General features: G+C 66.9%; 21 protein-coding genes. 10 read left to right on the forward strand and 11 right to left on the reverse strand.

Annotated elements, in window-relative coordinates; genetic code table 11:
• Positions 1–113: 113 nt before the first annotated feature.
• Positions 114–548 (forward strand): SRPBCC family protein, encoded by a 435-nt coding sequence (locus tag NFL01S_RS05025; RefSeq protein WP_062971907.1) that lies wholly within the window; start codon positions 114–116, stop codon positions 546–548.
• Positions 549–674: 126 nt separating this feature from the next.
• Here NFL01S_RS05025 and NFL01S_RS05030 read toward each other — a convergent pair whose 3' ends face one another.
• Positions 675–1,028, reverse strand: a complete 354-nt coding sequence (locus NFL01S_RS05030) for a VOC family protein (RefSeq protein WP_062971908.1) — start codon at positions 1,026–1,028, stop codon at positions 675–677.
• Between the two features lie 268 nt (positions 1,029–1,296).
• Between NFL01S_RS05030 and NFL01S_RS05035 the strand changes: the two genes are divergently transcribed.
• Together NFL01S_RS05035 and recR are read left to right on the forward strand one after the other, a co-directional pair.
• On the forward strand, positions 1,297–1,629 hold the full coding sequence (locus tag NFL01S_RS05035) for a YbaB/EbfC family nucleoid-associated protein (RefSeq protein WP_062971909.1): 333 nt from the start codon (positions 1,297–1,299) through the stop codon (positions 1,627–1,629).
• A gap of 19 nt (positions 1,630–1,648) precedes the next feature.
• Positions 1,649–2,257 carry a recombination mediator RecR gene (gene recR, locus NFL01S_RS05040; protein ID WP_062972431.1) on the forward strand — a complete coding sequence of 203 codons (609 nt, stop codon included), beginning with the start codon at positions 1,649–1,651 and terminating at the stop codon, positions 2,255–2,257.
• Between the two features lie 369 nt (positions 2,258–2,626).
• Here the strand turns inward: recR and NFL01S_RS05045 are convergent, their stop codons facing one another.
• From NFL01S_RS05045 to NFL01S_RS05065, 5 genes are all read right to left on the reverse strand, one after another.
• Positions 2,627–3,268, reverse strand: a complete 642-nt coding sequence (locus NFL01S_RS05045) for a hypothetical protein (protein WP_062971910.1) — start codon at positions 3,266–3,268, stop codon at positions 2,627–2,629.
• A gap of 75 nt (positions 3,269–3,343) precedes the next feature.
• Complete coding sequence (locus NFL01S_RS05050; protein WP_062971911.1) at positions 3,344–4,057, reverse strand: type 1 glutamine amidotransferase; 714 nt, start codon at positions 4,055–4,057, stop codon at positions 3,344–3,346.
• Entirely contained in the window at positions 4,054–5,292 is a 1,239-nt protein-coding gene (locus NFL01S_RS05055) for a MurT ligase domain-containing protein (protein WP_084492413.1), read from the reverse strand. The genes NFL01S_RS05050 and NFL01S_RS05055 overlap by 4 nt, the downstream gene beginning before the upstream one ends.
• 98 nt (positions 5,293–5,390) lie before the next feature.
• The gene (locus NFL01S_RS05060) at positions 5,391–7,175 is read right to left on the reverse strand and encodes a hydroxysqualene dehydroxylase (protein WP_062971914.1); all 1,785 of its coding nucleotides are present in this window, start codon (positions 7,173–7,175) and stop codon (positions 5,391–5,393) included.
• Between the two features lie 119 nt (positions 7,176–7,294).
• Positions 7,295–8,386 carry an EamA family transporter gene (locus NFL01S_RS05065; RefSeq protein WP_084492414.1) on the reverse strand — a complete coding sequence of 364 codons (1,092 nt, stop codon included), beginning with the start codon at positions 8,384–8,386 and terminating at the stop codon, positions 7,295–7,297.
• Positions 8,387–8,457: 71 nt separating this feature from the next.
• On the opposite strand from NFL01S_RS05065, the gene NFL01S_RS05070 reads away from it, so the two are divergent.
• A complete protein-coding gene (locus NFL01S_RS05070) occupies positions 8,458–9,399 on the forward strand; it encodes a LysR family transcriptional regulator (protein ID WP_062971915.1) in 942 nt (313 codons plus the stop codon).
• Here the strand turns inward: NFL01S_RS05070 and NFL01S_RS05075 are convergent.
• Positions 9,393–11,060, reverse strand: coding sequence for a MinD/ParA family ATP-binding protein (locus tag NFL01S_RS05075; protein WP_157116284.1), 1,668 nt, complete (start codon positions 11,058–11,060; stop codon positions 9,393–9,395). The genes NFL01S_RS05070 and NFL01S_RS05075 overlap by 7 nt on opposite strands.
• A gap of 766 nt (positions 11,061–11,826) precedes the next feature.
• Entirely contained in the window at positions 11,827–13,626 is a 1,800-nt protein-coding gene (leuA, locus tag NFL01S_RS05080; RefSeq protein ID WP_062971916.1) for a 2-isopropylmalate synthase, read from the reverse strand.
• 334 nt (positions 13,627–13,960) lie between these two features.
• Between leuA and NFL01S_RS05085 the strand changes: the two genes are divergently transcribed.
• The 3 genes from NFL01S_RS05085 to NFL01S_RS05095 all read left to right on the forward strand — a co-directional run bounded on the left by NFL01S_RS05085 (position 13,961) and on the right by NFL01S_RS05095 (position 17,507).
• Positions 13,961–14,725 carry a sulfite exporter TauE/SafE family protein gene (locus NFL01S_RS05085; protein ID WP_062971917.1) on the forward strand — a complete coding sequence of 255 codons (765 nt, stop codon included), beginning with the start codon at positions 13,961–13,963 and terminating at the stop codon, positions 14,723–14,725.
• Between the two features lie 162 nt (positions 14,726–14,887).
• Positions 14,888–16,486 (forward strand): GMC oxidoreductase, encoded by a 1,599-nt coding sequence (locus tag NFL01S_RS05090; RefSeq protein ID WP_084492415.1) that lies wholly within the window; start codon positions 14,888–14,890, stop codon positions 16,484–16,486.
• A 190-nt stretch (positions 16,487–16,676) separates the two neighbouring features.
• Positions 16,677–17,507 (forward strand): ion transporter, encoded by an 831-nt coding sequence (locus NFL01S_RS05095; RefSeq protein WP_062971919.1) that lies wholly within the window; start codon positions 16,677–16,679, stop codon positions 17,505–17,507.
• Here the strand turns inward: NFL01S_RS05095 and NFL01S_RS05100 are convergent.
• Together NFL01S_RS05100 and NFL01S_RS05105 are read right to left on the reverse strand one after the other, a co-directional pair.
• On the reverse strand, positions 17,492–17,950 hold the full coding sequence (locus NFL01S_RS05100; RefSeq protein WP_062971920.1) for an SRPBCC family protein: 459 nt from the start codon (positions 17,948–17,950) through the stop codon (positions 17,492–17,494). The two genes, NFL01S_RS05095 and NFL01S_RS05100, sit on opposite strands and share 16 nt — an antisense overlap.
• Positions 17,951–18,114: 164 nt before the next feature.
• A complete protein-coding gene (locus NFL01S_RS05105; protein WP_033244474.1) occupies positions 18,115–18,300 on the reverse strand; it encodes a DUF1918 domain-containing protein in 186 nt (61 codons plus the stop codon).
• 170 nt (positions 18,301–18,470) lie between these two features.
• Here NFL01S_RS05105 and NFL01S_RS05110 point away from each other — a divergent pair, with 170 nt between their 5' ends.
• The 3 genes from NFL01S_RS05110 to NFL01S_RS05120 all read left to right on the forward strand — a co-directional run bounded on the left by NFL01S_RS05110 (position 18,471) and on the right by NFL01S_RS05120 (position 21,612).
• Entirely contained in the window at positions 18,471–19,055 is a 585-nt protein-coding gene (locus tag NFL01S_RS05110; protein WP_062972433.1) for a dihydrofolate reductase family protein, read from the forward strand.
• Between the two features lie 178 nt (positions 19,056–19,233).
• A complete protein-coding gene (locus NFL01S_RS05115; RefSeq protein ID WP_033243913.1) occupies positions 19,234–20,499 on the forward strand; it encodes an aspartate kinase in 1,266 nt (421 codons plus the stop codon).
• Between the two features lie 78 nt (positions 20,500–20,577).
• Positions 20,578–21,612, forward strand: coding sequence for an aspartate-semialdehyde dehydrogenase (locus NFL01S_RS05120; protein WP_062971922.1), 1,035 nt, complete (start codon positions 20,578–20,580; stop codon positions 21,610–21,612).
• Between the two features lie 40 nt (positions 21,613–21,652).
• On the opposite strand, the gene NFL01S_RS05125 is transcribed toward NFL01S_RS05120, so the two are convergent.
• Entirely contained in the window at positions 21,653–22,999 is a 1,347-nt protein-coding gene (locus tag NFL01S_RS05125; protein ID WP_062971924.1) for a serine hydrolase domain-containing protein, read from the reverse strand.
• Positions 23,000–24,017: the final 1,018 nt, after the last annotated feature.

Here is a 24,017-nt window from a genome sequence, read left to right on the forward strand (position 1 = left end):
TCGAATGGTCGGCTTTATGACATTTGTCCGTAATTACCGGGCTGGCGGGGCGTGTTCGGTGGGTACAGGGCAGGATGGTGCTGTCAGAACCCATCCGTCTAAGGAGTGTTCAAGTGGGACAGGTCAAGGCCGGCAGTTCGATCGAGGTCGGAGCGGATCCGCAGCGCACGCTGGCGGCCATCACCGACTACACGGAAGTGCGGCCGAAGATTCTCTCCGCGCACTATCGCGACTACAAGGTGGTGGAGGGCGGCCAGGGCGACGGCACCGTGGCCGAGTGGACCCTGCAGGCCACCGAGAAACGAGTCCGCAATATCCGCGCCCAGGTTTCCGTGGCCGATACCGTGGTCACCGAGAAGGACGCCAACTCGACGCTGGTCAACACCTGGAAGGTCACCCCGTCCGGTGCCGGTTCGACCGTGACCCTCGAAACCACCTGGCAGGGCGCCGGGGGGATCGCCGGCATCTTCGAGGGTATTTTCGCCCCGCTGGGTCTGCGCAAGATCCAGGCCGAGGTGCTGGCCAACCTGAAGCGCGAACTCGGCTGAGACCGCCGATCATGCCGCGGGTGACCGGCGCGGGCCAACCGTGACAGTTACCCGCGGCGAGCCGGACTGCCGGCACCTGCGGAGCGGCTTCGGCCACCGCGGCGGCCGGAGCGAGGAAACCCCGAGTCAGGAATGGACGGCGATATCGAAGAGATTGCCCTCCGGATCGGCCAGCGTGGCCCACTGGAAGCCGTGCTCGTCGAAATCGCCGATATGCTTCGCGCCCAGCGCCACGGCCCGTTCGACCTCGGCAGCCAGATCGGGCGCGATCAGATCCAGGTGGACCGAGTTCTTGCCCGGTGTCTTATCCGGTACCTGCAAGAAGAACAGCGGCGGCGTCAGCCCGGATTCGCGTCCGACGGTGGCGACGTATTCGCTGGCATCCGGATCGACCGGGTGGTCGAGCAGGCGCGCGTAGAAATCCGCCAGTGCGGCGGCGTCCGCGCAATCGTAAGTGGTAGCGGCAATGGTCGGGGCCATGGTGCTTCCTGTCCTCGAACGAATGATTGCCCGCATCATTCACTGTCGCACCGACAAGAATCGGCCGCTCCGCGGACACACAGTGCCGCGGAGTAGTTACCGGTCGTTTCTTCGCGCCGTTCGTGCGCGGATCGTGCACTGCACCGGCGGCGGAGGCCGGTGCCGAGCGACGTGGTCGTCGCGAGGGCAAGTTCCTGCGCATGGCCTGAGCGAACGCGGCGGTCCGCCCACTAGGCTGAATCGTGACTCGTCCGTAGAGAGGAATGCCGTGCAGCCCGATGGTCAGTTCGATATGCAGCAGTTGCTCCAGCAGGCCCAGCAGATGCAGGAACAGATGATGGCGGCGCAGGCCGAGATCGCTGCTGCCGAAGTCGAGGGCCAGGCGGGAAACGGCCTGGTCAAGGTGACGATCAAAGCGACCGGTGAGGTGGTGTCGCTGAATATCGACCCCAAAGCAGTGGATCCCGAGGATGTGGAGACACTGCAGGATCTCGTGATCGGCGCGATCAACCAGGCGATGGCCAACGCCCAGCAGCTGGCGGCCGAGCAGCTGGGTCCGCTCGCCGGCGGCGGTGGCGCGCCGGGCCTGCCCGGCTTCTGAGCCGTTCCGGAGTATCGCGGTGTACGAGGGTCCGGTTCAGGATCTCATCGACGAACTGGGCAAACTACCGGGCGTCGGCCCCAAGAGTGCCCAGCGGATCGCCTTCCACCTGCTGCAAGTGGAACCGCCGGAGATCGACCGGCTACAAGCGGTTCTGCAGAAGATCCGCGACGGTGTCCGGTTCTGCGTGCAGTGCGGCACCGTCGCCGACGGCGAACTGTGCCGGATCTGTGCAGACCCCCGCCGGGATCGCAGCATGATCTGCGTCGTCGAGGAGCCCAAGGACGTTCCGGCCATCGAGCGCACCCGCGAATTCCGCGGCCGCTATCACGTGCTGGGCGGCGCATTGGATCCCTTGAGTGGTGTGGGGCCCGAACAGCTGCGGATCCGGGAACTGCTCACCCGGATCGGTAATCAGGACGACGGTGTGGACGTCACCGAGGTCATCATCGCCACCGACCCGAATACCGAAGGCGAGGCCACCGCGACCTACCTGGTGCGAATGCTGCGCGATTTCCCGGGACTCACCGTCACGCGCCTGGCCTCCGGCCTCCCCATGGGCGGCGATCTGGAATTCGCCGACGAACTGACTCTGGGCCGAGCTTTCTCCGGCCGCCGCGCGCTGTAATTCGGCGCCGCTGTAATTTTGGCGCCGACTCCGCCGGCGCGGGGTTTCGGCCGCCCTTGGTCCCTGCTTTCCGCACTCGACACTCGCGGCTTCGCCGCATCGCATCGAGCGCGGAAAGCAGGGACGGGCCAAAACCTCACAGGGCCTCGTAGGACTCGGCTGCGCCGCTGGTTACGTCGGGATCGGTGGCGGTCCGTTCGACATCGGTGAACGTGCCGGGGACGTCACCACAACGCCGCGTAGGCGTTACCAGGCGCCCTCGGGTTACGCCAGGAATTTCTCGCCGGTCTCGCAGTATCGAGGGCTGGGGTTGGTTGTTGTTTCGGTGTCATGGCTGTTGGCATACCCGTTGCGGCCAGTAGCCGGCGTTTACAGTTCCAGTCGTTCCCAGGACAGCTGGTCGAGCCGCTCGTGGTTGCGGCGGGTCCAGGCCCAGATCAGTTCGGCCACGGTATCCGCCCCTGCGACCTGTGTGGTGAAATGCCGGCCGGGGGCGCCGTCGCGGTATTCGAGGGTGAAATCCTGCGCCGAATTCCGGTAGGTCTGGATATAGACCTGCGGCTCCCGTTCCACGATCAGATACGGATTCGGATCGGCCAGTTCGCGAACCCAGAAATGGGCGAGGGTTTCGGTCAGGTACGGGAATTCTCCTGCGCCGCCGTGCGTGACGGTGACGGGGATATGCCCGGCCGGGTCGATCAGCCAGGTCAGCTGCGGGTCGTAGACCGCGTAGTCGCGTGGTGTCGCCAGTTCGAACACCAGACTCCGGACGAAACCGATCGCATCGTAAGGACTGGCTATATGCAGCGCCGCCCCGTACGGCACCCCGCCGACGGACGTGCTCAGAAAGCTGTCCGCCTCAGGAAGTTCGGCGTTGCGGTCGTTCAACTCGGCCGCCAGGGCCGCCACGGCGGGCGTTTCCGCGCGCCCCTCCTGCGTAACGAAATACGCATCGACCTCGGCCGGTGTAGCGGCGACACCGGATGGCAGCAGCATATGGTCGTAGCTCACCCACCCAGTGTCTACGGCACGAACCTACGCGCGCGGCCCGGCCCCCTTGCCGGTAGTGTCGCCGCAGTCCTGCGATCAGGCAGCGCGGAGGCGTTCGCGACGGAGCAGGTCTACTTCGGGGAGGTCCAGCGGAGGTAACGACTCCACGCCGAGGGCTCGGCAGAGCAGGTGGTCGGCGAGTTCGGGGTTGCGGGCGAGCGCGGGGCCGTGCATGTAGGTGCCGAGAACCGAACCCTGCACCACACCTTCCAGGCCATCACCCACACCGTTGCCGACGCCGCGGGTCACCCGCGCGAGACCGGTGGCATCGTGGCCGAGGATGGTACCGCCGCGGTGATTCTCGAAACCGGTGAGCGGGGCGGACAGGCCGGGCAGCAGTGGCGTGGTGGTCACCTCGCCGATCGCGCGGGTGGGTTGCGGGGTGGTGGTGGCGTCCAGCAGACCGACTCCCTCTACGCGTTCACCGCTGGAGGTTTCGTACCACTGGCCGAGTACCTGGATCGCCGCGCAGATCGCCAGTACCGGAGCACCGCGACCGGCTGCGGTCTGCAGGCCCGGATAGCGCAGCAGGTGGCGGGTCGCCAGGCGCTGGGCGGAATCCTCGGCGCCGCCGAGGGCGTAGATGTCCAGCGAGTCCGGGACCGGGTCGGGCAGGGTGATCTCCACGATTTCGGCGTCGATATCGCGCCACCGCAGTCGTTGCCGCAGGACCACGGCGTTGCCGCCGTCGCCGTAGGTGCCCATCACATCGGGCAGTACCAGCCCGATCCGGACGGTCGATTCGCTCATTGTGTGCGCTCCCGGAGGTCACGGTTCAGATCGCGGAACGCCGTGTAGTTGGCCAGCACTTCGACCTGCCCCGCCGGGCAGGAAGCGATCGCGCGGACCGGGTCCGGCACGGTGGTGTGCTCGACCCCGGCGTAGGTCAGGCGCACCGCCAGGTCGGTGGCGCGTTCACCGGCGGCCACGACGTGGACATCCTCGAAATGTTCGAAGCGCACATCCCACAGCCACGACAGGTCCTCACCATCGGGGACCTGCCCGTTCACCGCGATCACCAGGCCCGCGGCGCTGTGGTCGATCATCGACAGCGCTTCCTGCCAGCCGGCCGGATTCTTGGCGAGCAACAGCCGGGCGGCATGTTCGCCGACCTGCACGGTGCGGTACCGGCCCGCGATTTCCTGCACGGTGCCGGTGGCCGCGCACGCCTGCTCCACTTCGGCGCCCATGGCCACGGCCGCCGCAACGGCTTGCGCGGCGTTACCGCGGTTGGCGCGGCCGGGCAGCGCCAACCGGAGGGGGAGCCGGGCACCTTCCGGCCCACAGAGTTTATCCCCGTCGAGCCACCAATCCGGTTGTGGCCGGGCGAAATCGGTGCCGGTGCTGTGCCAGTGCGGGCCCTCCCACAGAATGGGTTCGCCGCTGCGTGGGCAGCTGGTGGCATCCATCGCCCAGCCGCTGCCCGCCGCGACCCAGATCACATTGGGATGGTCGTAGGCGATCGAAGTGACCAGGACATCGTCACAGTTTGCGATGACGACGGTGTCCGGATGGCGGGCCAGGCCCGAGCGCAGCCGGCGTTCGATCATATTGATCTCGCCGACCCGGTCCAGCTGGTCGCGGCTGAGATTGAGCAGGACGACCGCCTCGGGTTTCAGCGCGTCGGTGATATGCGGCAGATGTAGTTCGTCCACTTCGATGGCGGCGAGCGGCGCGTCGCGGTGGGCGTTGAGCGCCGAGACGATTCCGGCATCCATATTGGCGCCGTCGGCCTGGGTGGCGACCTCGCCGAGGGTGCTCAGCGCGGCGGTGGTCATCCGGGTGGTGGTGGATTTCCCGTTGGTGCCGGTGATCAGCACGGTCCGCTTGCCGCGGCCGAGTTGCTTCATGATCGTGGGATCGATGCGCAGGGCCAGCAGGCCGCCGATCATCGAACCGTTGCCACGGCCCGCCTTGCGCGATGCCCACGCCGCCGCGCCGGCCACTCCGAGGGCTGTTCGCCCGCGCACCGAGATATCTGCCACGCCGGGCAGTCTAATGATCCGCGGCGCTCGCGCTCACTCGGCGCAGGTGAGTTCACGCCCTGGTGACAATATGGGCCCGAAGGCGGCGCGGTTCGCTGTCAGAACTGGATATCGAACCGGTTCGGGCGGCCGGCGGCGAAGTCGGCGGCGTCGGCCTGGCGCAGCGGTTCGAGTTCGACGGCTCGGTACAGGGTGTAGGTACGGCAGCGCGGCGCGTCCGATCCGGTGACGGCGAGCAGCGCGTTGACCGCCGCCCGGGCGGATTCGTTGGCGCCCTCCATGGTGGCCAGGTCGATATTCGTGCGCACATAGTCGCCGGCCAGGAAAAGATTCTCTACCCCGCCGTGCGGTTCGGGGCGGGCGTCCCACGAGCCGGCGGTGTTGATGAGCAGCGGGTCGGCGTTACTGTTCTCGCCGCGGTCGGCATGCCAGGTGATCCCGGGGTCGAGGAACCAGGAATGCAGATCGGTATCGCGTAGCAGTTCTTCGCGGTCGTTGAGGTGGGCGAGGATCTGCGCCCACGTTTCCTTCGCGATTTCTTCGTGGGTGCATTCCTTGGCGGTTTTGCCGAACAGGATCCCGGGGGAGTTCCAGTCGGAGATATCCACCGAGAGACAGTCCTGGACTGTACCGTCGCCGTATTCGGGCAGTTTGCGCGCCCACAGGGCGTTCTGGGCGATCGAGGTGAGCGACCAGGGCGAGTCGATATAGGCGCTGTGACCGCTGCCGAGCGCGGCGCCGCGGCGCAGATAGAACTGGATTCCGGTCATCCAGTCGGTGTAGAGACTGCTCATCTTCGCCAGCTCGGGCCAGGCGGTGAGAATATCGGCGCTCCACAGGTCGCGAGCGCGCTCTGCGGGTAGTGCGACCACGAAATGATCCGCGGTCACGGTCTCGGTGCCGCCGTTCGCCGAAACGATCCGGGCGCCGGTGATCCGCCGGTCGGTGATATCGAGTCCGCGGACCTCGGCGCCGAGCTCGAACCGCACACCGAGATCGCGCAACAGCGCCACCCAGGGGTCGATCCAGGCGGTGTTGGTGGGGCCGTTGAGCACCCGGTCCAGGCCCCCGTCGAAGCCGATCCGCAGCGGGTTGCCGAGGAACTGCTCACCCATCGTGCCGATGGTCCGCACGCTGGCCAGCTCGTCCTTGGCCGCGACCAGCAGGCTGGTCAGCGTGCGTGAAACCAGCGCCCGGAACTCGTGTGAGCGCTCGTGTCCGCCCACGAAATCGAGCCAGGAGGTCCGCTCCCACTGCTGCAGCCGGCGGGCATCGCAGCTGGTGTTGAACACCAGCAGCCGGTTGGCGAAGAACAACCCCTCCTGGGGCGGCATCTTCAACATGGTGGAGATCACCGAGGCGAGGCTTTCGCGCATACCGTCGGCGGTCACGGTGGACAGATCGCCGAATGCCATCGGGGCGCGGATATCATCGCCGCCGGCCCTGGAGAACCGGGCGTCGGGCGCTGTCACCAGGTTGTCCCATACGCCGTTGCGGTTGGCGGCGAACGGGATTCGCCGCATCGTGTCGGGGACGTGCTGGTAGAAACCGGGAAAGAAGCGGAAGCCGTGTTCGCCGGGCAGGTCGGGCCGGCCGCCGCTGCCGGTGCCGGGTACGCCCATACTGCGGGCCTTCCCGCCCAGTGCCCGGCGTTCGTAGACGGTGACTTCGTACCCGCGTTCGGCGAGTTCGTGTGCCGCGGTGAGTCCGGCGACGCCGCCGCCGAGTACCGCGACCCGGGTTTTCGCCGCCGCTACCGGGCCTGCGGGTAGTGCCGCCGCGGCCGCGGCGCCGACTCCGGCGGCTGCCGCCCGGAGCGCGGTACGCCGGGAAACTACCCCGAAACCGGTGGTCCGCTGATCAGAAGCTGTTGCGGTACCCATGGCGGGCCACCGATGCTGTGCCATTGTGTCCACTACTCGATCCGGATTGCTGTCGCGATTGCGCCATACTCTAACGGGATGGGCTGTCCACGGCGCATCGACCGAGGGGACACTCGGCGCTACCGGATCGCGTGCGCGGCGGGGCGTGCAGCGTCTGTGGGCACGACCGCTCCGGTTACCCTGCCGCCGTACCGAATCAGGGAGGTATCCGGCTCCGGTGCCGGGGCGGATCCTGCCCCCGATACGGCGCCTTGCTGCGTGTCGAGATCTCCCTGCCCGGATGGGGGGGTTTGCCCGGCCGCTGCCGGGACCTCCCGCCGCGAGCCGGTCGGTTTGCGGGCGCCCGCGGTGGCTGCAAACGCACCAGCGATGACCACCGCGCCACCGATCAGGCTCGCCGGTGCGGGCTTCTCGCCCAGGAATATCCATGCCGTGGCGAACCCGACCACCGGAACCAGCAGGGATAGCGGTGCGACGCTCCCCGCCGGGTACCGGGTCATCAGGTAGGTCCACATACCCGACCCGACCACGGTCGCCAGCACGGCCGTATAGAGCAGAGCCACCAGTGCTGGCCAGCCGTCCGCGGTGAAGGTGTCCAGTAGGGCTTTCATCCCCGTGGTGGGCCCCTCCCAGACCGCGGATATCGCCAGTAGCGGCAGTACCGGCACTGTGGTGATCCATAGTGTGAGATGCAGCGGATTGAGTCCGGGTGCCTCAACGCTCGCCTGGCGAGCCCCGATATTGCCCAGTGCCCAGCCGAATCCGGCGGCCAGCGTCAGCAGCACGGGCAGCAGCGCGGCGTGTGCGAACTGGTGCCGGCCGATCAGCGCCATACCCGCCACCGCGACGAGCAGCCCGGCGACCTGTACGGGCCGTAGCCGTTCGCGCAGCAGCACTGCACCCAGGACCACTGTGAACGGCGCGGAGGATTGCAGTACGAGGGAAGCCAGCCCGGTGGGCATGCCGGTTCGCATCGCAGTGAACAGGAAAGCGAATTGCAGGATGCCGAAACCCGTGCCGTAGAGCAGGATCCAGCGCCATCGCACCCGTGGCCGCGGAATGAACAGTAGCGCGGGCACTGCGATGATCGCGAAGCGCAGGGCGGCGAAGAAGAAAGGTGGGAGGTGGTCGAGCCCTACCCGGATGGCGAGGAAGTTCACACCCCACAGCAGGACGACGGTCGCGGCGAGGAGGCGGTCACGGGAGGTCACCGTTCAATCATGGGATGTTTGAACAATGAGAACAATCGAATTGTTATGGATGGACGATTTAGAATTACTTAATGATGTCACCGGGTTCGAACTTATCGGTGGAACGGCTCCGCATCCTGCGGGAATTCGCCGATCGTGGCACGGTCGGCGCCGTGGCAGCGGCCTTGTCGATGACGCCGTCGGCGGTATCACAGCAATTGAAGGTGCTCACCCGGGAGGCGGGGGTCACCCTGCTCGAACCCAGCGGCCGCCGCGTGCGGCTGACCGATGCGGGCCACGCCCTCGTGGTCCGCGCCGACGAGGTACTGGCCGCACTCGATCGCGCGGTCGCCGAAATGGCCCACTACCGCGGCTCGCCCCGCGGGCAGGTGCGCGTGGCGGTGTTCCCGTCGGGCGGGGCGCTGCTGCTACCGCATGTCCTGCCGGCAATGGCGGGCAGCGGCGTCGACATCGTGGCCGGCGACGAGGATGTGCCACCCACCGAGACACCGCGCCTGCTCGCCGATTACGACATCGTGCTCACCCACCGCGACGAACGCGCCGCCCCGGTTTCCGGGCCCCGGATCAGCTCCCGGGTACTCATGCGCGAGCCCATCGATGTGCTCGTGCCTCCCGGCCATCCGCTGGCCGGAAAATCTGCGGTCACGCCGGCGGAACTGGCCGAAGAGGCATGGCTGAGTGTGCGCGGCGGTTTCCCGGTGGACGATGTCTTGCGGTCGATCGCCACCGTCACCGGCGTGGCGCCACGAATCGTCCAGCGGCTCAACGATTTCCGAATGATTGAAACCCTGGTGGCTGCCGGCTACGGGGTAGCGCTCATGCCGCGCTACGTCGTCACCCACACCGGCCTGTCCCAGCTCCGGTTGTCCGGGGTCCGCGCCGCGCGGCTCTACGATCTGGTCACCCGGCCGCGCGCCGATTCCCGTCCGGCGATCGCGGCCGTACTGGACTCCTTCGTGGCAGCGGCCCGCCGGACCACCGCAGAGCCACCGCCCGCGGCGCCCGGTCAGTAACGGTTGCCGTACGGATACCCGTCCACATTGGCGAAATCGTCGGCGACCATCGCGGCCAGTTCCAGCAGAGCGAGCCGGGTCGGCTTGCTCACCAGCTCCAGGTCGATCTCCGCGCCCTCGGCGAGATGATCGTCGAACGGCACCACCTGCACCGCACGGGTGCGGTCCAGGAACAACCGGCGCAGATGATCCAGGTTCACCGAGGTGGAACCCCGCCGCGAGGCGTTCACCACGACCACCGTCTGCCGCACCAGATGCGAATACCCGTGGTAATCCAGCCAATCCAGCGTCGCGGAGGCGCTGCGGGCACCGTCGATGGCGGGTGAGGTCACCAGGACGAGCGAACTCGCCATATCGAGTACCCCGGACATCGCCGAATGCATCAGCCCGGTACCGCAATCGGTGAGGATGATGTTGTAGAACGACTGCAGGATCCCTATCGCGCGCCGATAGTCGGCCTCGCTGAACGCCTCGGAAACCGCCGGATCCTGCTCGCTGGCCAGCACTTCCAACCGGCTCGGCGATTGCGAGGTGTGCGCCCGCACATCCGAGTACCGGGTGATGTTCCGGTCTTCCAGCAGATTGCGCACGGTGGAACGGGTCTGCCGCGGCACCCGGTGGGCGAGGGTGCCCAGATCGGGGTTGGCGTCGATGGCGATCACCCGGTCGCCGCGCAGTGAGGCGAAGGTGGCGCCCAGGCCGACGGTAGTGGTGGTTTTGCCGACCCCGCCCTTCAGCGAAAGGATCGCGATCCGGAAATCGCCGTGTACCGGCGCGTTCACCCGGCCCACCAAATCGCGGTGGACCACGTCGGCGGCCGATTCACCCGGATTGATCACCCCGCGCGAAACCTTGTGCACCGCCCGGCGCCAGCCGCCCCGGGGTGCCTTGCGTGCACGTTTGAGCAGGTTCAGATCGTTGACCGAATGACCCGGCTGCCCCGGTTCGGGCATATGCCGCGGCTGGAACTGTCCCTGCGGCGGTTGGCCCGGCTGCTGCTGGAACGACTGTTGCGGGGGTTGCTGTCCGCCGCCTGCCTGCGCTGCGGGGTTGCCACCCCAGTCCGGTGAACCGAACTGTCCGGACATCGGATTGCCCACCGGTGGAGGAGTCTGCTGGAACGGCTGCTGCTGGGGCGGCGCGGCCGGCATCGGCGGCGGAGCCCAGCCGTAGTCCGGGCTACCCGGTGCATCACCCTGTGGTCCGGGGGCACCGGATTCGGGGGAGCCGGGCGGGGCGTAACCGCCCGGGGCTTGATCGAATCGGCCGCCGCCATCCGCTCCCGGGCCGGTCGCGCCGGGAGCGCTGTAGGGTGGCTGCTCCGGGTTGTGCTGTCCGGGATAGAGGTTCGGGTCGGCTGCCGGGAACTGTCCGCTGCCGTGCGGTGCACCGCTGTCGGGCCCGGGAGCCTGGAGCCCCGGCTGTTGCTCGAACTGCCCGCTACTGTGCGGGCCGCCGGCCTCGGGGGCCTGGAATCCACCAGGTTGCGGCGGCTCGAATCCGCCGGGACCGGCGGGGGCCTGGTAGGAGTTCGGTTGATCGAACGGGCCGGCGCCCGGGGCGAAGTTCGTGGCCTGGAACTGGTTCGCGTCCGGCGGTGCGAACTGGCCGCCGGCATATCCGGTGTGCGGGGGCGGGAACTGATTCGGGTCCGGCTGCACGAACTGTCCGCTTCCGTGCGGCGGGTACGGGCCGGGATCCGGCTGCGTGAACTGGCCGCTCGGGTATCCGGTGTTCGCGGGCACGAACTGATTCGGGTCCGGCGGCGTGAACTGACCGCTGCCGGGTGCGAACTGGTTCGGGTCCGCCTGGGCGAACTGACCGCCGCCGGGTGCGAAGGATTCGGCGCCGGGTGCGGTGAACTGGCCGGCCGGGGCCGGCGGTGCGAACGAATCGATCGGCGCCGCACCATTACCGGCCGGTGCCTGACCGTCCGCACCGGGCGGGGCAAACCCGTTCTGTCCGCCCCATGGACCGTCAGCGGGATCGGCAGGCCACGGTGCCGGCGCACCGGCCTCGGGAGCCTGGAACTGAAGGTTGCCGGTGGGTGCCGGCTCCGCGTCTGTTCCGGCGGCGTTCTCGTTCACCGCCGCGGTGGAGCTGTCGGTATCTACGGACCGCGAATCCGCGTCGGTCTCCGAAGCCGACCCGGTTGCCGGATCGGTGGGCGGTTTTTTCTCCGGCTCAGCGCCGCCGGCGGTATCCGCCGGTTGACTCGGGGGCCAGGGCTGGGAAGTCGGGTTGTGGTCGTCAGTAGTCACAGTTCCCCCATCTGCTCGGGTTTTTCGAGCAGAGAGCTCGGCGGCGTGGAGTCGGCACCAACGCTAGCAGGTGCGGAGCGTAACGCACGCCGGTGGATTCCCGACCTCGGCCGCCGTACCCGGCGAGTGCGGGTGCGGCGGCCGAGGGTGCTCCGACGAGCTCGGATTATTGCTTGGCGGCCCGGTTGACCGCCGAGACCACCGCGCGCAGCGAGGCGGTCGTGATCGAGGTGGCTATACCCACACCCCAGACGATCCGGTCACCGATCGCGCATTCCACATATGCCGCGGCCTGGGCATCGTCACCCGCCGACAGCGCGTGCTCGGAGTAGTCGAGCACCTCGACCTGGTAACCGACCGCCGCGATGGCGTCGACGAAGGCCGCGAGCGGGCCGTTACCGCTACCGGAGATCTCCTGTTCGACGCCGTCCACCTTGACCACGGCGGTGATGCTGTCGGTACCACCGTCGGTTTCCGAGGCGGTCACCTTCTGCCGCATCCGCTCCAGTGGCCGGATCGGGTTCAGGTACTCGTCGGCGAAGGCGTCCCACATCTCCTTCGGCGTGACCTCGCCGCCCTCGCCGTCGGTGATCTGCTGAACGGCCTGGGAGAACTCGATCTGCAGCCGGCGCGGCAGCGAGAGGCCGTGATCGGTCTTCATGATGTAGGCCACACCGCCCTTACCGGACTGCGAGTTGACCCGGATGACGGCTTCGTAGGTCCGGCCGACATCCTTCGGGTCGATCGGCAGGTAGGGCACCTCCCACGACATATCGTCCACATCGGTGTCGGCGGCGTCCGCGGCGGCCTTCATGGCGTCGAGACCCTTGTTGATGGCGTCCTGATGGCTGCCGGAGAACGCGGTGTACACCAGGTCGCCGCCGTAGGGGTGGCGTTCGTGTACGGGCAGCTGGTTGCAGTACTCCACCGTCCGGCGGATCTCGTCGATATCGGAGAAGTTGATCTGCGGGTCGACCCCCTGGGAGAACATATTCATGCCCAGGGTCACCAGGCAGACGTTGCCGGTGCGTTCGCCGTTACCGAACAGGCAGCCCTCGATCCGGTCGGCACCGGCCTGATAGCCGAGCTCCGCGGCGGCGACGGCGGTGCCCCGGTCGTTGTGCGGGTGCAGCGACAGCACGATCGAATCGCGCCGCGCCAGGTTGCGGTGCATCCATTCGATGGAGTCGGCGTACACGTTCGGGGTCGCCATCTCCACGGTCGCGGGCAGGTTGATGATCAGAGGTTTGTCCGGGGTCGGGGCGATGATCTCGGAGACCGCGTCGCACACCTCCTTGGCGTATTCCAGCTCGGTGCCGGTGTAGGACTCCGGGCTGTATTCGTAACGCCAGTTGGTGTCCGGATAGCGCTGCTCGACCTCCAGGCACAGCCGCGCGGCGTCGGTGGCGATCTTGCGGACCGCGTCGCGATCGGCTCGGAACACCACCCGCCGCTGCAGGATGGAGGTCGAGTTGTAGAAGTGCACGATCACGTTCGTGGCGCCGGCGCAGGCCTCGAAGGTGCGTTCGATCAGTTCGGGGCGGCACTGGGTGAGCACCTGGATGGTGACATCGTCGGGAATCGCGCCGTCTTCGATGATCTCGCGGACGAAATCGAAATCGGTCTGGCTGGCCGACGGGAAACCGACCTCGATCTCCTTGTAACCCATCCGCACCAGCAGATCGAACATCCGGCGTTTGCGGGCGGGGCTCATCGGATCGATCAGTGCTTGGTTACCGTCGCGCAGGTCGACGGCGCACCAGGCCGGGGCACGATCGATCACCTTGTCCGGCCAGGTCCGGTCCGGCAGCGTGACGGGTTCGATCTCTTCGGCGAACGGCCGGTAGCGGAACACCGGCATGGAGGAGTTCTTCTGCTGGTTCCACGCGGGCTGGTCGGCGGGCGCGGGCTTGGCGGGCGCGGTGATGGTGCGCGTGCTCGATACGAAGGCGTCAGCGGGTGACATGCGATTTCTCCGTGGGTGAGATTGTTTCCCGAATTGGGTCGACCGGCGCGGCGGAACCCCGCGACGGGAAGCCGGTCCGATCAGACCCCGTCGCGGCGGCCGAGAAGAAGTGCCCGCTGCATGACCCGTGCGAGTCTACCCCCTGCGCCACCACCCCTGACAAGGCGGTGCGGAGGGTCGACGTTTCACAGGGCCCGGGTGCAGAGCCCACCCGGACCCTGCCCGCGATAATCGCCGAGACAGGGTCGTCGCCACTGCCGGGGCCACAACAGTTAGCGTGCCCGGGTGCGGTGCGAGTGACCGGACTGTTCCGGCGAGGGTCGAGAGGTCGAGCATGAGTTGGCTGGAGATGCTGGCCGTTTTCGCCGCGGGTATCGCCGCGGGCGGAATCAACGCGGTCGTGGGGTCCGGAACCCTGATCACCTTTCCGGTGCTGCTCGCCGTGGGCCTGCCGCCGGTGACGGCGAACGTTTCCAACACCGTCGGTCTCGTCCCCGGTTCGCTCAGCGGCGTCATCGGCTACCGCCGGGAACTGTCCGGGCAGCGGGCCCGGTTGTTGCGATACGGCTCGGCGTCGCTGCTGGGAGCCGCGGTCGGGGCGGTGCTGTTGCTCAACCTGCCCGAAGACGCGTTCGTCGCGATCGTGCCGGTGCTGATCATTGCCGCGCTGGTGCTGGTGGTAATGCAACCCCGGCTTTCGGCCTGGGTACGCGAACGGCAGCGCGATAAGGAATCCACGTCCGCGCACGGCGGCCCGATCCTGTTGGCCGCGATTTTCGCGACCGGTATCTACGGCGGCTATTTCGGCGCCGCCCAGGGCGTGCTGCTGGTGGGTCTGCTCGGGGTGTTCGTGCAGGACGAACTCCAGCGGCTCAATGCGGTGAAGAATGTGCTGGCGCTGCTGGCGAACGCATTGGCCGCGGCCGTGTTCATCGCGGTCGCCGAGATCGATTGGCGAGTGGTCGCGCTGATCGCTGCCGGGTCGATCCTCGGGGGACAGATCGGTGCGCGGGTGGGGCGGCGGCTGTCACCGAATGTGCTGCGCGCGGTGATCGTGGTGGTCGGCACGATCGCGGTGATCCGCCTGATATTCGGCTGACCAGCAAGTTGTTCGCCTGACCAGTACGAATCCGCCTCGCGCCCACCGGCGTTCGCGGCTTCCGCTGTTCAATACCGGTGAATATCGGTACCATCCCTGCGCTTGTTGCGTTACGAAAGAGGTACAGGGGTGGATAGGCGATCCCTTTTCAAGGCTGCGGGGATGGCTGCGCTGGTCGGGGCGGTGGGATCGGCCGCGAAACCCGGCTCCGTCCTTCCGCGGGCCGCGGCGCAGCCGATCTGGCACGAACTTTTCGCCCAATGGGTTCCGGAAATCTTCGAACCGATACCCGACGCGCCCCAACACACCGAGGCCATCGTCATCGGCTCCGGTTTCGGCGCGGCCGTCACCGCGCTACGGCTGGCCCAGGCGGGGGTCGCGACCACGGTGCTGGAACGCGGATCACGCTGGCCCAACGACCCCTGGCGCGAGATCTTCACCGGTGACGACCTGCCCGACGGCCGCGGTTTCTGGCACGCCACCAGCTTCACCGGTGTCACCAAGGTGCCGATGCAATTCGCCGATTTCGGCGGCGTGCTGGACTGCACGTGCTACCCGGGTATCGACGTCTGGCGGGGTGCCGCGGTGGGCGGCGGATCGGTGATCTTCACCGGCGCGATGATCGCACCGGAGCGCCGGCTGTTCGACCACGTCTTCGGCGGTGTGGTCGACTACGGGGAGCTGGAACGTGTCTACTATCCGCGGGTCCGGTCCATGCTCCGGCTGGACACGATGCCCGCCGATATCTACCACTCGTCGCCGTTCAGCCATTCGCGCGCCTGGGACGACCAGGTCCGTAAGGCCGGGTACCGGCCTGTTCCCAACGATTCGATCTTCACCTGGGATGTGCTGCGCGGGGAACTGAACGGGTCCACCCGGCCCTCGGCGACCGTCGGCCGCAGCAACCTCGGCAACTCCAACGGCGCCAAATTCGATCTCAACCAGAACTACCTGAAGGATGCTCAGGCCGGCGGCAAGGCACGGATCTTCCCGGGGCACCGGGTCGACGCCATCGCCGAGGAACCGGGCGGCCGGTTCGCGGTCACGGTATCCAAACTCCATCCCACCGGTGTGGTGGTCGGCACTCGCACGATCACCTGCGACAAGTTGTTCCTCGGTGCCGGTTCGATCGGGACCTCGGAACTGCTGGTCCGCGCCCGCGAGACCGGTGCGCTGCCGCGGCTGAACGAGCATATCGGCGACGGCTGGGGCACCAACGGTGATGTGGTGCTGGCCCGCGGCGCCAGTTCGGTCGCCGGAAACGGGCAGGGTGTGCCCAGTGCCAGCCGGATCCACGACGACAGCGGTACCGCGCTCACTCTGGAGAACTGGTACATCCCCGGTATCCCGTTCGAGACCGGCGCGCTGGCCTCGCTTGCCGTGGTGCTGGACCCCACGCGCACTCGCTTCGGTTTCGACCCGGCCACCGGCGGGGTCGGGCTCTCCTGGTCGGCACAGGCGCAGGAGGAGGTGACCGCGGCCGCGCTCGCGGTGGATCGGCGGATTGCGGAGCGCGCCGGTGCGCTTGCCGAATACAGTGCGCTGGGATACGACGCGAACGCCCTGTTCACCGCCCATCCCCTGGGCGGCGCCGTGCTCGGTAAGGCGACCGATTCCTACGGCCGGGTGCACGGCTATCGCGGTCTCTACGTGATGGACGGTGCGGCGATTCCCGGCAGTACGGCGACAGCGAACCCGTCACTGACCATTACCGCGCTGGCCGAGCGCAATATCGAGGCGATCATTCGCGAGGGTCGCTGAACAGGGTCACGCTGTGCGCGGCGCCGAGGTGCGCGGGTCGCACGTGACCGTCCCACTCAGCGGGTGCGCGGCCCGCAGGGCGGCGTATTCGGCGGCTCGGGCGGGCAGTGAGCGGGTAATACTTGACTACGATCTTTCGGCGTCGAAGGGAATGTAGGTGTCAACACCGTCGTCCACGGAACCCGGGCCGATGGCCGTAGCCGCAACGGCCGGACCGGACGAATTCCCGCGGAAACCGCCGGCGCTGTGGACCGATTTCGTCATGCTGGCACTGGCCGTCGCCTCGGTGGTGCTGGTCTGCTGGATCACCTTCTTCGAGGTAGACCCCGATACCTACCGATACATCGTCATCGCGGATTACACGATCTGCGCCGTTTTCGCGGCCGAGTTCGTGTGGCGCTGGCGTCGGGCCGGCTGGCCGTGGACCTACCCGTTCGTCTACTGGTACGAAATCCTCGGCATGATCCCGGTGACCAGCCCGTTCTTCCGGGCATTCCGGCTGCTGCGGATCATTGTGATCCTCGTACGCCTGGCCCGGGTGGCCGACCGGGTATTCGGTGACCGGGTCACCGCGGCGGTGATCAACCATTCCGTGGGCACGATCGTGGAGGTCATCAAACGGCCGATGACCATCGCGATCATGGAGGAGGTCACCGCGGTCCTGCGCACCGGCCACTACACCCGCAATATCGCGAACGCGCTGGAAGAGAACCGCGGCGAACTCGACGAGATGATCGTCGAGATGATCAAGAACGATCCGCAGACGGGCCGGGTGCGCTACATCCCGTTCCACGACGAGATCATCCGGTTGGTCGCCGATACCGTTTTCCGCATCCTGTTCCAGGTGCTGGCCGATCCGCGCACCGATGAACTGGTCTCGGACATGATCCGGGAGAACGTCGATCAGATCCGCGATTCCGTGCGGTCCGGGGTCAAGGTCGAGCCCTCGGCCTACGGGCCGACACCACACCATCTCACCGCCCGCCATATCAACGGGCAGCGGGGTCAGACGAGGTCGTAGGCCTCGGATTCGCCGAACTGTTCGGCGTAGTCGGTGAAATTCTCGACCAGAGTCTCGTAGGTCCTGCGGACCGTGCGTTTGGCCAGGAAACCCGGTAGCGGGACCGGGGTGTGCTGTTCGACTCGCAGCAGCACTTGGCTAGCGCCCACGTCGCCGGTGACCTCGAAGGATCCGCCGCCTCTGATCCCGCGCGTACTGTCGGCGACCTCCCACGACATCCGGTGGTCGGACCAGCTGAACTCCCACACCTGCATATCGGGTGTGTTCGAGACGTCGATCTGGATGAACACCCGCCGCGGGCGGCCGGCGTCGTCGCGGGTGGCGACCCTGGCGTCGGTGAAATCGGGTGACCATTCGGCGAACATCTCGACCGCCATCAGTGCGTCCATTACCTGTGACGGATCGGCTTGGACGTCGAAACTGATATCGGTCTTCGTACGCATCTGGTCCCTCGCCCCCGGTTATTACGAATAGGCCACGATTGTCTCCCGGTCGGCGCGTGATCGTCAACACGCTGCCCGGTGAGATTAGGGTGCCCGGCCCGTGGGCATGCGGCTCGTAAATAACTGCGGGCGTTTGCTCAGGGTCTGATTCCGGGTGTGCGGGCTCAGTGTGGATGTTCGACCGTAGCGTCCGGTCCGGGGAACACCAGGGATTCGTGGCCGTCGTCGAAACGCACGATGTACGGCGGTGATCCCTCCGGTCCGCGTACTTCGACGATCTCCCCTTCGTGATCACTTTGCCCGACGGTGTGCCCGTGCACGTGCAAGCGGTCTCCGACGTTTGCCATCATGATTCCCATTATTCGGCGATCGTGTCGGTTCTCACAACCCGAATCGAATGGCTATTACTTGTTCGACCGCGGTCGATATGCGCCGCAGTAATCCGATACTTGACACCACTTCATATGTAGTACTATGTTCAAACCACTTCAATTAGAGTGATATGAACGGGCGGTACCTCATGCGAAAGCTGACCTACTACGTGGGCGCATCCATCGACGGCTATATCGCCGGTCCGGACGGGGAAGTCGACTTCTACCCGGTCGCCGACGACATGATGGAGTGGATCAATGCCCGCTACCCGGAAACGGTCCCACGCCATATCCGGGAACTCGTCGGCCTGCCCGTGGATACACCCAACCAGCGCTGGGACACCCTCGTCATGGGCCGCGGTACCTACGATCCGGCCCTCGAGGCCGGGATTGCCAGCCCCTACCCACATATGAAGCAGTACGTCGTCTCGACCACGCTCGAACGGATCGACGATCCCGAGATCGAACTCGTCCGTACCGACCCCGTCGAACTGGTGCAGCGTCTGAAGCGGGAAGAGGGTCCGGAGGGTAAGGACATCTGGCTCGCCGGGGGCGGTCTGCTCGCGGGGGCGCTGATCGACGAGATCGACGAACTGATCGTCAAGAGCTATCCGGTATCGGCCGGTGCGGGCGTCCCGATCATCAGCGGGGCGTTCCGGCCGACGCCGTTCACTCCCGTGCGGCGCAAGGAGTTCGGCAACGGGGCCCAGGTCACCTGGTTCGAACGCGGCTGAGGGCGGCTCCGGGGCGCGGTCGGGCGCACGCGCGTCGGGCGGCTGTCCGGCGCGGTAAACGTGACGTCGCACGGCTGTGTGTTATTCCACAGCCAGGGCGGATACTGCCGGAACATGCGCGGCGGGCTCGGTACGCTTATGCACTGATCGCCTGTTCGCCGACATTGGAGGACCCCTCGTGGCACTCGTTGTCCAGAAGTATGGAGGATCCTCGGTCGCCTCGGCCGACCGGATCCGGCGCGTCGCCGAACGGATCGTCGAGACGAAGAAGCAAGGCCACGACGTGGTCGTGGTCTGCTCGGCCATGGGCGACACCACCGACGAACTGCTCGACCTGGCCGAACAGGTCGCTCCCGCGCCACCCGCGCGGGAGATGGATATGTTGCTCACCTCCGGTGAACGCATCTCCAATGCACTGGTGGCCATGGCCATCCACACTCTCGGCGCCGAGGCGCGGTCGTTCACCGGCTCCCAGGCCGGCGTGATCACCACATCGGTGCACGGTAAGGCCAAGATCATCGACGTGACCCCCAGCCGCGTCCAGGAAGCTCTCGACGAGGGCACGATCGTGCTCGTCGCGGGTTTCCAGGGCGTGAGCCAGGACAGCAAGGACGTCACCACGCTGGGCCGCGGCGGTTCGGATACCACCGCCGTCGCCCTGGCTGCGGCGCTGGAAGCCGACGTCTGCGAGATCTACACCGATGTGGACGGAGTGTTCACCGCCGATCCGCGCATCGTCGCCGACGCGCAGAAACTCGAGCAGGTCTCCTACGAGGAGATGCTGGAGATGGCGGCCTGCGGGTCCAAAGTGCTGATGCTGCGCTGCGTCGAATACGCGCGCCGCTACAACGTGCCCGTGCATGTGCGCTCGTCCTATACCGACAAGCCGGGCACCTACGTATACGGATCGATGGAGGACATCCCCTTGGAACAAGCAATCCTCACGGGCGTCGCGCACGACCGCAGCGAGGCCAAGGTGACCGTGGTCGGGCTACCGGACGTTCCCGGATACGCCGCCAAGGTGTTCCGCGCCGTCGCCGAGTCCGAGATCAACATCGATATGGTCCTGCAGAACATCTCCAAAGTGGAGACCGGGAAGACCGATATCACCTTCACCCTGCCCCGTTCCGACGGTCAGCGGGCGGTGGAGATGCTCGCCGGGCACCAAGAGGAGATCGGCTTCTCCCAGGTGCTCTACGACGATCACATCGGCAAGGTATCGCTGGTCGGCGCCGGTATGAAGAGCCACCCCGGGGTCACCGCCACCTTCTGTGAGGCGCTGGCCGAGGCCGGTATCAATATCGACCTCATATCGACCTCCGAGATCCGCATCTCGGTGCTGGTCAAGGACACCGAACTCGACGACGCCGTGCAGGTACTGCACCGCGCCTTCGATCTCGGCGGCGACGAGGTCGCCGTCGTACACGCCGGAACGGGGCGCTGACATGATCGGGTCAGGCGCGGAGGAGGAAGCGCAGCGTAACCACGCAGCGCTCCCGAGCATGTCGAAAGGACAGAGCCGATGGGCGTACGTGTAGGCGTGGTCGGCGCGACCGGACAGGTCGGCGCCGTGATGCGCAAACTGCTGGAAGAACGTGATTTCCCTGCCGACGAGTTGCGGTTCTTCGCCTCGGCTCGCTCGGCCGGTAAGAAACTGCCGTGGCGCGGCGGCGAGATCGTCGTGGAGGACACCGAAACCGCCGACCCCACCGGCCTGGATATCGCCCTGTTCTCCGCCGGCGCGACCATGTCGCGCGTGCAGGCGCCGCGGTTCGCGGCGGCCGGGGTCACGGTGATCGACAATTCGTCGGCCTGGCGTAAAGATCCCGATGTTCCGCTGGTGGTCAGCGAGGTCAATCCGGAGCAGACCCGCAATCTCACCAAGGGCATCATCGCCAACCCGAACTGCACCACGATGGCCGCCATGCCGGTGCTCAAACCGCTGCACGACGCGGCGGGGCTGCAGCGGCTGATCGTGTCCAGCTACCAGGCGGTCTCGGGTAGCGGGCTGGCCGGCGTCGAAGAACTCGTCTCGCAGACCCGAGCGGTGATCGACGACGCCGAGAAACTCACTCACGACGGCAGTGCCGTGGAGTTTCCGGCTCCGAACAAATATGTGGCACCCATCGCGTTCAACGTGCTCGCGCTCGCGGGCTCGCTGGTCGACGACGGCTCCGGCGAGACCGACGAGGACCAGAAGTTGCGCAACGAGAGCCGCAAGATTCTCGGTCTGCCGGAGCTGCTGGTGAGCGGCACCTGCGTGCGGGTTCCGGTGTTCACCGGCCACTCGCTGTCGATCAACGCCGAATTCGCCGATCCGCTGTCGGTGCAGCGGGCCCAGGAGATCCTGGCGAAGGCGCCCGGTGTGCAGTTGACCGATGTGCCGACCCCGCTGGCCGCTGCGGGTAAGGACGAATCCCTGGTCGGCCGTATCCGCCGGGATCCCGGTGTGCCGGACGGTCGCGGTCTGGCGCTGTTCATCTCCGGCGACAACCTGCGCAAGGGTGCCGCGCTCAACACCATCCAGATCGCGGAAGTCCTGCTCGCCGACCGGTGACGAGACTGTCTCCCCGGCACGTGCCGGGGAGACAGGGGGCTCAGTGGATTCCCGGTGTCCGTGGGTCGGGCCCGACGCAGGCCAGCAGCACACAACCCGGCGGCGCGTCGGTGAACGGGGCCGCCAGCGGTTCACCCAGACACGCGAACACATCACAGCCCGGATAGGCAGAATTACCGATCCCGAAGACCGCCAGCAGGATTTCGGTGTCGATATAGGCATCCGGGTCCGCTTGCACCGGCGGCTCCACGTATGGGCCGGGATCGGTGACGGGTGGTTCCTGAAACGCCGCCATGAGCCGCCGGAAGAATTCGTGCGGCAACTCCTCGAAGTTCTGGATGATCCCGGCCGGGCCGTACTTGCTGATATTGCCGAAAACGCCGGTCCACACCACCATCAGATCCAGGCTCGGTACCACGAAGATGTTCTGCAACCCCATCCCGGACATAGCGTAGGTATCCGGCGGCAGAAACGACGGATTCTCCGCGCAGGCCGATCCGAGCCAGAACAGATAGCCGTAACACGGGTTCGCCCGGGACGGGGTGGTCGCGCGGGACAGATACTGCGCGGATACGACCTGCTGTCCGCCCCAATCGCCGTTGTTGGCCACCAGCAGCCCCAGTTTGGCCAGGTCGTCCGGTGGGATCAGCAGATGTGCGTAACCGTAGGTGTGGCCGCTGCGGTCCCGCGCCCAATACCAGTCACCCCGTTCGATCCCCAACGGCGTGAACAGTTCTCGCTGCGCGAACTCCTGTAGCGGTTCCCCGACGGCCAGTTCCACCACATACGAGAGCAGGTCCACGGTGCGCTGACTGTAGGTGAACACGGTGCCGGGTTCGTGATCCAGCGGTACCCCCAGCGCCTGAACAGCACTGTTGGGATCGATGGGGACAGCTCCCGTGATGCCCTCGGTCACCACGCCGGTGCGCATCCCCGACGTTTCGGTGAGCAGATTCTCGACTGTGATCGCGCGGCGGCGAGGATCGCCGAGACCCACCGGCAGATATCGGTCGATCGGAGCTGCGATATCGACCAGACCGCGGTCGGCGGCGATCCCGGTGAGCAGTGAGACCACACTCTTGGTCACGCTCCACACATTCCACGGGATATGCCCCGTCCGCTCGTTGGCAGGGCCCTCGCCCACCAGGCAGTTGTGCCGGAACACCTGCACATTCAGTCGGTTCCGGCCACCGGCGAAGGCCAGTGCGTCCGCCAGCCGCTGCGCGTCCAGGCCCACCTGCTCGGGGTGCGCGCGCTGCGGTTCCCGGCCGGAACTCACCGCGCATTCGACCTGCGCCGGCGCGGCCTGCGCCTGAGTCACGAAAACCTGCCCCACCACCAGTGTTACCGCTGCGACTCCCGCCAGGAGCCCACCGAAACGCGCCATGCGCACACCCTAATGCCGGGCTGCCGGCAGCGCCGGTACCGCCGGGCGTGACACCGGAGCAGATACATGACGCCCCTGATCGATCCGGGATCGATCAGGGGCGTCACACTCAGCGGCACTCGTATCGTGCCGTTCACGATGTCGGTATGGGCGCGGCTACAGCAGGCCGAACCAATAGACCATCGAGGCCAGCGCCCATAGGACCAACGTATCCATCGACACTCCCACTCTTGTCGTAGCGGATGCCCTCCATGATGCCCGAGATACCCGGTCCGCGGGACACCCGCACAACCCGTGCCACGACCTTGACTGCACTGTGACGGATCGTGTTCCCAGCGTTACAAGTTCACGTTAAGGGCGCGCCAAGCGCGGGGCCGCATTGTTGAGTCACGCCGGAGAACACACCGGTACTCACACCGCGAAGAGGAACCCCGTAGATGATCACCCCGCCGACCACCGAACCGTATACGACCGGATACCTGATCCAGGACGGTCGCGCCGAGCCCGGCGTCGTCGACACCCGCCAGTAGTCGCGACGCTCCTGAATGAGGGGGCGGGATGCGAGCCGGTGCCTGGGGAGGACCCGGTACGCATCCCGGAAAGTACGGATCCGGGGGCATCGTGGGGGATCCGCGGGGGGTGTGGTGGTCCGTGACCGGGGAGGGGAACCGGAACCACCGTGGGGGAACGGGGCCGGTCGGCGCGCGGGGAGCATGCCGACCGGGTGGGCCGATCTGTCTCGTGGGGTGACAGACCGGCCCACGGGCAGGGCGTCGTCGATCGGACCGGTCTCGCGGGGTGACCGGTCCGGTCGGCAGCCGTCGCACCGTACGGCTCTTCCGGATGCTCAGTGACGGACCGGGCGCACAGTCGTCCGCCGGTCCGGCACCGCGAAAGGTAACCGTTCGAGAATCGGTACGGCAGCGCCTCTGAACGGCGGCCGGCCGGACGAGAAAGTGTCGAATCGTCCGGCCGGTCGAACGCGACCGCGATGAAGAAATCCTCATCTACGCCTCAC

This window comes from Nocardia flavorosea NBRC 108225 (assembly GCF_001613385.1).
Taxonomy (GTDB): domain Bacteria; phylum Actinomycetota; class Actinomycetes; order Mycobacteriales; family Mycobacteriaceae; genus Nocardia; species Nocardia flavorosea.

Coding starts and splice junctions, on each gene's coding strand:
- NFL01S_RS05030 (WP_062971908.1), bottom strand. CDS start 1,028: ATGGCCCCGACCATTGCCGCTACCACTTACGATTGCGCGGACGCCGCC.
- NFL01S_RS05050 (WP_062971911.1), bottom strand. CDS start 4,057: ATGAGCGAATCGACCGTCCGGATCGGGCTGGTACTGCCCGATGTGATG.
- NFL01S_RS05060 (WP_062971914.1), bottom strand. CDS start 7,175: ATGGGTACCGCAACAGCTTCTGATCAGCGGACCACCGGTTTCGGGGTA.
- NFL01S_RS05070 (WP_062971915.1), top strand. CDS start 8,458: ATGATGTCACCGGGTTCGAACTTATCGGTGGAACGGCTCCGCATCCTG.
- leuA (WP_062971916.1), bottom strand. CDS start 13,626: ATGTCACCCGCTGACGCCTTCGTATCGAGCACGCGCACCATCACCGCG.
- NFL01S_RS05085 (WP_062971917.1), top strand. CDS start 13,961: ATGAGTTGGCTGGAGATGCTGGCCGTTTTCGCCGCGGGTATCGCCGCG.
- NFL01S_RS05090 (WP_084492415.1), top strand. CDS start 14,888: ATGGCTGCGCTGGTCGGGGCGGTGGGATCGGCCGCGAAACCCGGCTCC.
- NFL01S_RS05095 (WP_062971919.1), top strand. CDS start 16,677: ATGGCCGTAGCCGCAACGGCCGGACCGGACGAATTCCCGCGGAAACCG.
- NFL01S_RS05100 (WP_062971920.1), bottom strand. CDS start 17,950: ATGCGTACGAAGACCGATATCAGTTTCGACGTCCAAGCCGATCCGTCA.
- NFL01S_RS05105 (WP_033244474.1), bottom strand. CDS start 18,300: ATGATGGCAAACGTCGGAGACCGCTTGCACGTGCACGGGCACACCGTC.
- NFL01S_RS05110 (WP_062972433.1), top strand. CDS start 18,471: ATGCGAAAGCTGACCTACTACGTGGGCGCATCCATCGACGGCTATATC.
- NFL01S_RS05120 (WP_062971922.1), top strand. CDS start 20,578: ATGGGCGTACGTGTAGGCGTGGTCGGCGCGACCGGACAGGTCGGCGCC.
- NFL01S_RS05125 (WP_062971924.1), bottom strand. CDS start 22,999: ATGGCGCGTTTCGGTGGGCTCCTGGCGGGAGTCGCAGCGGTAACACTG.